Source organism: Staphylococcus sp. HMSC062H10, assembly GCF_001836945.1.
Taxonomy (GTDB): Bacteria; Bacillota; Bacilli; order Staphylococcales; family Staphylococcaceae; genus Staphylococcus; species Staphylococcus aureus.
Genome location: NZ_KV830969.1, coordinates 8,735 through 17,813 on the forward strand (window position 1 = coordinate 8,735; position 9,079 = coordinate 17,813).

Here is a 9,079-nt window from a genome sequence, read left to right on the forward strand (position 1 = left end):
CGTTGAGCTTGTATCCAACTAAAAATCTTGAAGATTTTTACGATAAAGAAGGCTTTCGAGATCAAGAATTTGATAAAAGAGATAAAGGGACTTGGATTATTAATTCTGGAATGAACATCCAATTAAAAGAAGGAGCCTTAAAATCCAGAGAGATGATACTTTATATCAATCGTAACACTAGAACAACGAAAGGATATTTTATAGTAGGTGAGATAACTAAAGATAAAAAGGGATACGTCCATGATAAAGATAAAAAATACCCTGTCAAGATGGAACATAATCAAATTATCCCAACAAAACCTATAAAAGACGAGAAGTTAAAAAAAGAAATTGAAAACTTCAAGTTTTTTGTACAATATGGCAACTTTAAAGATTTTAAAGATTACAAAAATGGGAATATTTCATACAATCCAAACGTACCAAGTTATTCGGCAAAATATCAATTAAGTAATGATGATTATAATGTCCGACAATTAAGAAGAAGATATGATATACCAACGAAACAAGCACCAGAACTATTGTTGAAAGGTGATGGCGATTTAAAAGGCTCATCCGTAGGTTCTAAAGAACTAGAATTTAACTTTATAAGAAATAAAGAAGAAAATGTGTATTTTTCTGATAGTATTAATTTCAAACCTACTGAATAGGGTTAATTGAAGTTTGGAGTTAAATTTTCATAATGCTCTAATTAGGTAAAAGATAATAAAGATAATTCCAGGAATTAATTGTAAATCATACAAACTTTATCTTTTGATTTAATTGTTTTATAATTCTGATAAGAAGATTTGAAAAACAAAATAATTACAATTAAATTCATTTGTTCAAAACAATTTTTCGTAATAGGTGTAAATATTAAAAACGGAGTCAGTATTAAAAATATAAGGTGGAGAAATGATGATTCATTCAAAGAAATTAACGCTCGGTATATGTTTGGTATTACTCATTATATTGATTGGAGGTTGTGTCATTATGACAAAAACAAATGGTCGAAACGCTCAAATTAAAGAAAATTTCAACAAAACATTAAGTGTATATCCAACCAAGAATCTCGATGATTTTTACGATAAGGAAGGTTTTCGAGATCAAGAATTTGATAAAAGAGATAAAGGGACTTGGATTATTTATTCTGAAATGGTTATCGAACCAAAAGGGAAAAATATGGAATCGAGAGGAATGGTGCTCTATATCAATCGCAATACTAGAACAACGAAGGGTAATTTTATTGTCACCGAAATAACTGAAGATAGTAAAGGATATTCACGTAGTAAAGAAAAAAAATATCCTGTCAAGATGGAAAATAATCGAATTATTCCAACAAAGCCTATACCGGATGACAAGTTAAAAAAAGAGATTGAAAACTTTAAGTTCTTTGTACAATATGGAAATTTTAAAGATTTTAAAGATTATAAAAATGGTGATATTTCATATAATCCTAATGTGCCAAGTTATTCTGCAAAGTATCAATTGAATAATGATGACTATAATGTTCAACAGTTAAGAAAACGATATCATATTCCAACCAAACAAGCGCCCGAATTAAAATTGAAAGGATCCGGCAATTTAAAAGGCTCATCCGTAGGATCTAAGGATCTAGAATTTACGTTTGTAGAAAATCAAGAAGAGAATATCTATTTTTCAGATTCGGTCGAATTTACACCTAGCGAGGATGATAAATCATGAGTCAAACGGAATATCAAATAAAATCTGGCAATATAAAAGGTAACTCTGAAGAAACAAGTACAGTATCTAATATAAGTTATGAAATAGAAAACGCAAATAACAGTGGTTTAAAACAAAATAAAATTGATAAACAAATTAAAAAGTTACAAGAAAAAATAAATTCCCTAAAAATCTTTCATATCTTAAAAGTTATACGGACCCCAAAACAGGTACGACTACAAGCGCCTTTTTAAATAAAGACACTGGCAAAGTTACTTTAGGTATGACAGGTACTAATGTACACAAAGACGCAATATTAAAACAAACATTTGGTGTTCCTTCTTATCAAGGATATATAGATGCGAGTGAAACGCTAAAGGATATTGGGGCCGATGTCAATATTGGCCTTCATTCCGTCACAGATAAAGATCCACATTATAAAAATACCCAAGACTTTATCAAAAATATCAAAAAAGACTATGATATTGATATTATTACCGGACATTCGCTGGGCGGTAGAGATGCGATGATTTTAGGTATGAGTAATGATATTAAACATATCGTTGTGTATAATCCAGCTCCATTAGCGATCAAAGATGTGAGCGGCCTTTATGCCGATCAAGAAGAACTTAAAAAATTGATTGAAAAGTACGATGGTCACATTGTAAGATTTGTGTCTGATGAAGACGAATTAGATGCAGGTGTCCGCAATCATTTATATGAAACTGCTGGAGAAAAAATAGTACTTAAAAATGGAGAAGGCCATGCAATGAGTGGTATTTTAATGAGCAGAACACAGGCTATAATCTTAGCTGAATTAAACAAAGTTAAAGGCTACCAAGACGAAAATAATAAAGCATTAAAATCCGTTTGTAAACAAACGAGGCATAGATTACATAAAGTAGAGACGTTAAGAGCGAATTGGATTCAAATAACAGGTGGACCCCTCTCTTCCTCCCAACAACAATTATTAGAAGCTTTAACAGCACTAACCATTGCCGAAGGATTAAATCAATTAGTGAATGAAGAAAGCCAACATTTGAAAAAATGTATCATGTGATGGCGCATAAATTTGGAGACAACTGGAAAAAAGCGCAAAAAGTTGGAAATGAAATTGGTGAAAAATTGACCTCTGCAGAGGTTATAGATGAATTAAGAAAAGGTGGCGCGTATGAAAGTAAACTTGAAACAGATCCTAAAAGAAAAATTGATGATAAGATAAAGAAATTAAATGATGTTTATAAAAATTGTAATGGCTATATCGCAAAAATTAAACAGAGTATCGAAGCAATTGTTTCTAATGACCAAATGTTAGCGAGCCAGATTGATGGGATGATGTAATGTTTACTACGTATAAAAATATTAATGAACTTGAAAATGCCTATGATGAAGAAAGAAAGCAATTGAATGATGCATTCAATCAACTTGATGAATTAAGACATCAAACACGTAGGAAATGTGAACAAATGTATGATCATTTCTTATATCTCAAACATAAAATGAATTATAGTGAAGACGCTATGATCAGGATGACACGTATTATAGAATCTTTCGATAGAGAAACGAATCAACGTATCCGACATCACGAAATGAAATTAGAAGATTATAAAGATGATTTAAGAAGAGAATATCTAAAACAATCTGACAGAATTGAAGGAGATGAATAAGCGTGGGACTTGATTTTAGTGGTTTACCAGATTTAGCAGTATTGGAACAAATGAAGGAAAAAGAACAGATTAGTGAGGTTATTGCGCCTGAACATGTTCGTATGCATCATGATCATCAAAATAAGCTGAAAAGTGATGAGAAAATATTACTTGACCAAATGGTAAGTCATTTCAAAAAATTTGAAGATGATTTTAAAAATGCGGCACAAGGGGCTTGGGTGAAAAATGCCACAGACGAATTAAAAGATATTAGTAATGATTTAGAAAAAATTCAAGATATTAAAGTATAAAAAGGTATTAAGAAACACAACAAGTATATAATCCATTTAATAATAAATGAATTATATAGTTCGTAATTTCGACTATAAGTGGCTATTAGCCATTATTTTTCGGGATCTATGTCAAATCGGACTAATGAATTCAATAATGGAAGTTAAGCAACCAATCTTTGTTTAACTTCTTTTTTATTTTTTGGAAAATAAAGTTTTGAACATAATAAAATTTGATTATGTTTTAACGAATTTTGATGTTTCTTGAACTATATATCATCTAGTCGTCATTTACAATTGGTAAATATGACTTCAAACTGTATGAAGGTGATGGCGATTAAAAGGCTCATCCTTAGGTTCTAAAGAACTAGAATTTAACTTTATAAGAAATAAAGAAGAAAATGTGTATTTTTCTGATAGTATTAATTTCAAACCTACTGAATAGGGTTAATAGAAGTTTGAAATGAAAATTCCATAAAGTGTTCAAAATAATTTTTCGCTTTAGTTGTATAAATTAAAGGTTGAATCAGTATTAAAAATATAAGGTGGAGAAATGATGATTCATTCAAAAAGGTTAAAATTGTGTCTATGCTTGATGATACTATCTGTTTTTATTAGCGCTTGCGGAATGAAAAAAGAAGAAAGTAGTAAAGATAAACAAATTAAAGAAAACTTCAACAAAACGTTGAGCTTGTATCCAACCAAAAATCTTGAAGACTTTTATGATAAAGAAGGATTTCGTGACGAAGAGTTTGAAAAAGGAGATAAAGGCACTTGGATAATTCACTCTAAAATGATTATTGAGACAAATAATAGCAATATGGAATCTAGAGGAATGGTGCTTTATATAAATCGTAATACTAGAACAACGAAAGGTAATTTTGTTGTTAGAGAAATAACCGAGGATAGTAAAGGGTATTCACATAATAAAGATACAAAATATCCAGTGAAAATGGAACATAATAGAATCATTCCAACCAAACCGATAGCTGATGATAAATTAAGAAAAGAAATTGAAGACTTTAAGTTTTTTGTACAATACGGTGACTTTAAAGATATTAATGATTATAAAGATGGTGACATTGCATATAATCCAAATGTACCTAGTTATTCAGCAGAATATCAATTGAGTAACAATGACTACAATGTGAAGCAACTTCGAAAAAGATATAATATTCCAACCAACAAAGCTCCGAAACTATTATTGAAAGGTGATGGAGATTTAAAAGGTTCATCCGTAGGTTCTAGAAGTCTTGAATTTACCTTTGTCGAAAATAAAGAAGAAAATATCTTTTTTACAGATTCGGTACAATTTACTCCAAGTGAGGGTAATGAATCATGAGTCAAACGGAATATCAAATAAATCCTGGTAATATAACAAGTAACTCTGAAGAAACAAGTTCGATATCTAAAGTGAGCTGTGAAATATAGGTAGTCATTTCAAAAAAAATAAAGGTGAATTTGATAATGTAGCTCAAGGGGATTGGGTTAAAAAGGCGAAGAATGAACTGGATGATATTAGTAAGAAATTAAAAAACATTCAAAGAACTGAAATTTAATATCTTATATGATTCCTGAAGCTAAGACAGCATGCGTTCATTCATGCCATTATCAATATAATCACCACAACAAAAAAGCTTCTAACATGATATCGGAATCTTGGATTCCATATCATGTTAGAAGCTTTTAATGTCTAAAGAACATCTACATTTTATCATATTTTCTTACTTATTAAACTTTTATATAATTAAATATTTCTTAATTTTCCAAAATAGTGATAAATTTGTGAAATACATCACAAACCTCTTTATTTATTTGGAAATTCATGTAATATTAGACTTGTAAGAAGTTAATAAATAGAGAGAGACGAGAGAGTTTATATAAATACTATATAAACATTGGAGTGATGATTATGAGAAAAGAGATTGAAGCGCTTATTTTCTCAGACGTAAGTAGCTATGATATTTACGTGAACACTGGTGTAAATCAAGGATTGATTGGTGACATCAAAGATGGTTACCTAACTATTGATTCTATGCCTTACATTGATGCTGAGCGTTTGTATCACTTTGCTATGGAACGTAAATCGTTAGTCACTAACTAGTTCTTATTGCCAATGATTACTACCCCTAGTCGGCGGCAATTGAAGTGTGATTGATGTAACTTGCCCTCGTTGGTGAGCAATTGAGGGCAGACCCCTTTAATTAAGTAAACCCTAACTCCCCACAAATCTGGAACGATACTAAAAGCCACGTCCTATATTGGATGTGGCTTTAGTCATGCTTATATTATTTTTAAAACGATTACCTACAAGATTTACATATAAAATTCTATCATGTCTGCTATATATAAACGAAATGATATTAGAATCCTTCATTTTCAACTTGTTTAAAATTACGTTTAATGCCGTTATAAGAATATATAACATTATATAATTTTACTTGGGCGTCATGGACACTTGAGAAGGGCATTCTTACATCGTCCATATTTTTAACTTCGTGTCGAAATGCTTTTTCAGCTTTTTGTCTTTCTGCAAGCGACATACTTAGCCATTCTTCTTTGCTAAATAAATCTTCGAATCGAAAATCAAATGCAGTTCTTTTACTTTCTGCTCTTAATGCTAAAACACGCTCATGATATGTCACGTTTTATTCCTCCCTCTAATCATTCAATCGAATGATAAATCACAGTATTAACTTTAGTACTAATATAATGTTTTTACAATAAAGAAGTGACGATTTTTCAACATTTTTAAAAATAAAAAATATAAGCAACGATTAATTGTATGTTTCGAATGGCTTGTAATGTAATTTATCTATGAAAATGAAGCGAGTTATTATGACCGTTATATGAATTGTGATACGCTTTTTAAAAGTAATATGTATTTATGATTTACCCTGAAAAAATAAAAAGAATCAAAGGAGTCGATCATTATGACAGTATTAACAGATAAAGTAGCACTAGTTACAGGTGCAGGTAGTGGTATTGGAGAAGCAATCGCTACATTATTACATGAAGAAGGGGCGAAAGTTGTCTTAGCCGGTAGAAATAAAGATAAACTACAAAATGTGGCGAATCAATTAGCTCAAGATAGTGTGAAGGTAGTGCCAACAGATGTAACGAAAAAAGAAGAAGTCGATGAATTGATAAAAATTGCACAACAAACATTCGGTGGTTTGGATATTGTTATCAATAGTGCGGGACAAATGTTATCGTCTAAGATTACTGATTATCAAGTAGATGAGTGGGATAGTATGATTGATGTGAATATCAAAGGCACTTTATATACGGCACAGGCTGCATTACCAACTATGTTAGAACAATCAAGTGGCCATCTTATTAACATTGCATCTATTTCTGGCTTTGAAGTAACGAAAAGTAGTACGATTTATAGTGCGACGAAAGTAGCAGTTCACACTATTACTCAAGGATTAGAAAAAGAGTTGGCAAAGACAGGCGTTAAAGTAACAAGCATTTCTCCAGGAATGGTAGATACAGCCATAACTGCCGCATACAATCCAACAGATCGTAAAAAACTTGAACCACAAGATATTGCAGAAGCAGTATTATATGCATTAACACAACCAAAGCACGTTAACGTGAATGAAATTACAGTGCGTCCTGTATAAAAATGTGTTTGAGGTGTGGGAGATAGACATTTAATGTAATAGCTATCGGTTTTGTTAATATTAGTAAGGCAATAATGATATAAAAGCATGATAGGCAATTATTCCTTGCACAATTTTCACTAACTGGTGATTTTAATAATCGAGTGAGTGAAGGCGATGATATTAGTGTTATGATTTATAATCTATAATGTTCATAATTGCAGATTGCAAACAAATTTTCATTTTCCAACACATTTTAGGAGTTACTTTAATGAACAAAAAACATGTTTTTATAATTATTGGTGTTATTTTATGTATATGTATAGTTGCTACAGTCATTTATTTAAAAGTGAAATATGACGAAAAAGAAAAACAAAAAGCAATTTACTATAAAGAACAACAGGAGCGTATTACACTTTATCTCAAGCATAATACTAAAGAACCAAACACGATTAAATCTGTGCATTTCACAAGTTTAAAAAGAGGACCTATGGGCGATGCCGTAATTGAAGGTTACATCAATGAAAACAAAAAAGCTGATTTTGTTGCATATGGGTCACCAGAACATCATTATCAATTTGGTGGAAGTTTGATCAAAAGTAAAAATTTAAGCACGTTATTAAAACCAGCACATCAAACCAAAACACCTGATGAGATAAAAAAGGAATTAGAGTCTAAAAAGAACGACCGCTAAAACTATGCGGTCGTTTTAATTTTGCTTTCAAGTTAATCATACTTACACATAAAAATGAAAAGTTGAATTTTTAGTACAATTTTCACTGTATTTATCTGTTAACCACTTCATAACCGCAATATTTCGATGATCTTAGATGAACTTTATATCAACACTTTTAATTGCTTAATGTTTATCAAATAATGTATTTGAATCTTCGACAGAATAAAACTCGAAGTCTAACAAGTGATTCGAATTTGTCTCTGCAAATATTAAATACAATTAATTGGTTTTGAGTCTATAAGTTTTAGTAACAGGTGATAGACCTGCTCCCTTTAATCCGTTAAACTTAGCTTGATATAAACATACAATTTTAAATATAGTATTTCCTCATTACTAAATAGCTACTTTTACTTTTTAAGAGCGTGTTATGTAGTATCATAATCATGTAAACTGTATAAAATTCCACCACATTTTAGGAGCTGGTGATATATGTCGAAAAAGAAAATTTTAATATTAACTAGTATTATGTTAATCATATTAATTAGTGTTGCAGGTATCTATTTAAAAGTGAAATATGACGAAAAAGAAAAACAAAAATCAATTTATTATAAAGAACAACAAGAGCGTATTACACTCTATCTCAAGCATAACACTAAAGAACCGAACACGATGAAATCTGTACATTTCACAAGTTTGAAGACAGGACCTATGGGCGATGCCGTAATTGAAGGTTACATCAATGAAAACAAAAAAGCTGATTTTGTTGCATATGGGTCACCAGAACATCATTATCAATTCACTGGAGGATTGACAGGAAGTAATGAAGTTTTAGGAAAATTAAAGAACGCTGAAAATTTAAAATCTCCTGAAAAAATTAAAGAAGAAATAAACAAAAAGAAAAACACTAAACAGTGATTTTCACGTAATATTTAGCTTGATTTGTACATGTTAAATATCGTTTGCTATCGAAGATATTTATGTTAGTAGGGTGTCGAATTTTATAGAAGCGGAATATCATATCGTTCAATTCTCAGCAATAGTTAATTCTAATATTCACGTTGTTAGATACGACGATAGTGGTACTATGATTTATAAACTATAACATTAATTATTACAGAACTATAAAAAATTTTCATTTCCCATCTTACATTAGGAGCTGGTGATACATGTCGAAAAAGAAAATTTTAATATTAACTAGTA

General features: G+C 30.5%; 12 protein-coding genes and 2 pseudogenes. 11 read left to right on the forward strand and 3 right to left on the reverse strand.

Going from position 1 to position 9,079, the window contains the following annotated elements; genetic code table 11:
• From HMPREF2658_RS02400 to HMPREF2658_RS02430, 7 genes and pseudogenes are all read left to right on the forward strand, one after another.
• Positions 1 to 647: tandem-type lipoprotein (locus tag HMPREF2658_RS02400; protein ID WP_070854186.1), on the forward strand; the 647-nt coding region annotated here is incomplete at its 5' end.
• 247 nt (positions 648 to 894) lie between these two features.
• The gene (locus tag HMPREF2658_RS02405) at positions 895 to 1,680 is read left to right on the forward strand and encodes a tandem-type lipoprotein (protein WP_000581876.1); all 786 of its coding nucleotides are present in this window, start codon (positions 895 to 897) and stop codon (positions 1,678 to 1,680) included.
• Positions 1,677 to 3,000: pseudogene (locus HMPREF2658_RS14055) on the forward strand (hypothetical protein). Before HMPREF2658_RS02405 ends, HMPREF2658_RS14055 begins: the two are co-directional and overlap by 4 nt.
• Positions 3,000 to 3,326 (forward strand): hypothetical protein, encoded by a 327-nt coding sequence (locus tag HMPREF2658_RS02420; RefSeq protein WP_000495500.1) that lies wholly within the window; start codon positions 3,000 to 3,002, stop codon positions 3,324 to 3,326. Before HMPREF2658_RS14055 ends, HMPREF2658_RS02420 begins: the two are co-directional and overlap by 1 nt.
• A 2-nt stretch (positions 3,327 to 3,328) precedes the next feature.
• Positions 3,329 to 3,616 carry a hypothetical protein gene (locus tag HMPREF2658_RS02425; RefSeq protein WP_000521958.1) on the forward strand — a complete coding sequence of 96 codons (288 nt, stop codon included), beginning with the start codon at positions 3,329 to 3,331 and terminating at the stop codon, positions 3,614 to 3,616.
• A gap of 316 nt (positions 3,617 to 3,932) precedes the next feature.
• A pseudogene (locus HMPREF2658_RS14565) lies at positions 3,933 to 4,040 on the forward strand (Csa1 family protein); the annotation flags it as partial.
• A gap of 108 nt (positions 4,041 to 4,148) precedes the next feature.
• Positions 4,149 to 4,937, forward strand: a complete 789-nt coding sequence (locus HMPREF2658_RS02430; protein WP_001796756.1) for a tandem-type lipoprotein — start codon at positions 4,149 to 4,151, stop codon at positions 4,935 to 4,937.
• A 13-nt stretch (positions 4,938 to 4,950) separates the two neighbouring features.
• On the opposite strand, the gene HMPREF2658_RS14060 is transcribed toward HMPREF2658_RS02430, so the two are convergent.
• Positions 4,951 to 5,073, reverse strand: a complete 123-nt coding sequence (locus tag HMPREF2658_RS14060) for a hypothetical protein (RefSeq protein ID WP_031785466.1) — start codon at positions 5,071 to 5,073, stop codon at positions 4,951 to 4,953.
• Positions 5,074 to 5,507: 434 nt separating this feature from the next.
• Here HMPREF2658_RS14060 and HMPREF2658_RS02435 point away from each other — a divergent pair, with 434 nt between their 5' ends.
• Positions 5,508 to 5,699: a hypothetical protein gene (locus HMPREF2658_RS02435; RefSeq protein ID WP_001224379.1), complete on the forward strand. Its 192-nt coding sequence runs from the start codon at positions 5,508 to 5,510 to the stop codon at positions 5,697 to 5,699.
• Positions 5,700 to 5,837: 138 nt separating this feature from the next.
• On the opposite strand, the gene HMPREF2658_RS02440 is transcribed toward HMPREF2658_RS02435, so the two are convergent.
• Complete coding sequence (locus HMPREF2658_RS02440; protein WP_001791851.1) at positions 5,838 to 6,023, reverse strand: hypothetical protein; 186 nt, start codon at positions 6,021 to 6,023, stop codon at positions 5,838 to 5,840.
• Positions 5,959 to 6,240, reverse strand: a complete 282-nt coding sequence (locus HMPREF2658_RS02445) for a single-stranded DNA-binding protein (protein ID WP_000220937.1) — start codon at positions 6,238 to 6,240, stop codon at positions 5,959 to 5,961. The genes HMPREF2658_RS02440 and HMPREF2658_RS02445 overlap by 65 nt, the downstream gene beginning before the upstream one ends.
• Positions 6,241 to 6,528: 288 nt before the next feature.
• Between HMPREF2658_RS02445 and HMPREF2658_RS02450 the strand changes: the two genes are divergently transcribed.
• From HMPREF2658_RS02450 to HMPREF2658_RS02465, 3 genes are all read left to right on the forward strand, one after another.
• Entirely contained in the window at positions 6,529 to 7,224 is a 696-nt protein-coding gene (locus tag HMPREF2658_RS02450; RefSeq protein ID WP_000217460.1) for an SDR family oxidoreductase, read from the forward strand.
• A 250-nt stretch (positions 7,225 to 7,474) separates the two neighbouring features.
• The gene (locus HMPREF2658_RS02455) at positions 7,475 to 7,897 is read left to right on the forward strand and encodes a DUF1433 domain-containing protein (protein WP_001034760.1); all 423 of its coding nucleotides are present in this window, start codon (positions 7,475 to 7,477) and stop codon (positions 7,895 to 7,897) included.
• 471 nt (positions 7,898 to 8,368) lie between these two features.
• Positions 8,369 to 8,794, forward strand: a complete 426-nt coding sequence (locus HMPREF2658_RS02465) for a DUF1433 domain-containing protein (RefSeq protein WP_061824091.1) — start codon at positions 8,369 to 8,371, stop codon at positions 8,792 to 8,794.
• The last annotated feature ends 285 nt before the right edge of the window (positions 8,795 to 9,079 follow it).

What these genes read in the sequence shown, in the direction of transcription:
- HMPREF2658_RS02405 (WP_000581876.1), top strand. Translation starts at nt 895, where the DNA reads ATGATTCATTCAAAGAAATTAACGCTCGGTATATGTTTGGTATTACTC.
- HMPREF2658_RS02420 (WP_000495500.1), top strand. Translation starts at nt 3,000, where the DNA reads ATGTTTACTACGTATAAAAATATTAATGAACTTGAAAATGCCTATGAT.
- HMPREF2658_RS02430 (WP_001796756.1), top strand. Translation starts at nt 4,149, where the DNA reads ATGATGATTCATTCAAAAAGGTTAAAATTGTGTCTATGCTTGATGATA.
- HMPREF2658_RS02435 (WP_001224379.1), top strand. Translation starts at nt 5,508, where the DNA reads ATGAGAAAAGAGATTGAAGCGCTTATTTTCTCAGACGTAAGTAGCTAT.
- HMPREF2658_RS02440 (WP_001791851.1), bottom strand. Translation starts at nt 6,023, where the DNA reads ATGTTATATATTCTTATAACGGCATTAAACGTAATTTTAAACAAGTTG.
- HMPREF2658_RS02450 (WP_000217460.1), top strand. Translation starts at nt 6,529, where the DNA reads ATGACAGTATTAACAGATAAAGTAGCACTAGTTACAGGTGCAGGTAGT.
- HMPREF2658_RS02455 (WP_001034760.1), top strand. Translation starts at nt 7,475, where the DNA reads ATGAACAAAAAACATGTTTTTATAATTATTGGTGTTATTTTATGTATA.
- HMPREF2658_RS02465 (WP_061824091.1), top strand. Translation starts at nt 8,369, where the DNA reads ATGTCGAAAAAGAAAATTTTAATATTAACTAGTATTATGTTAATCATA.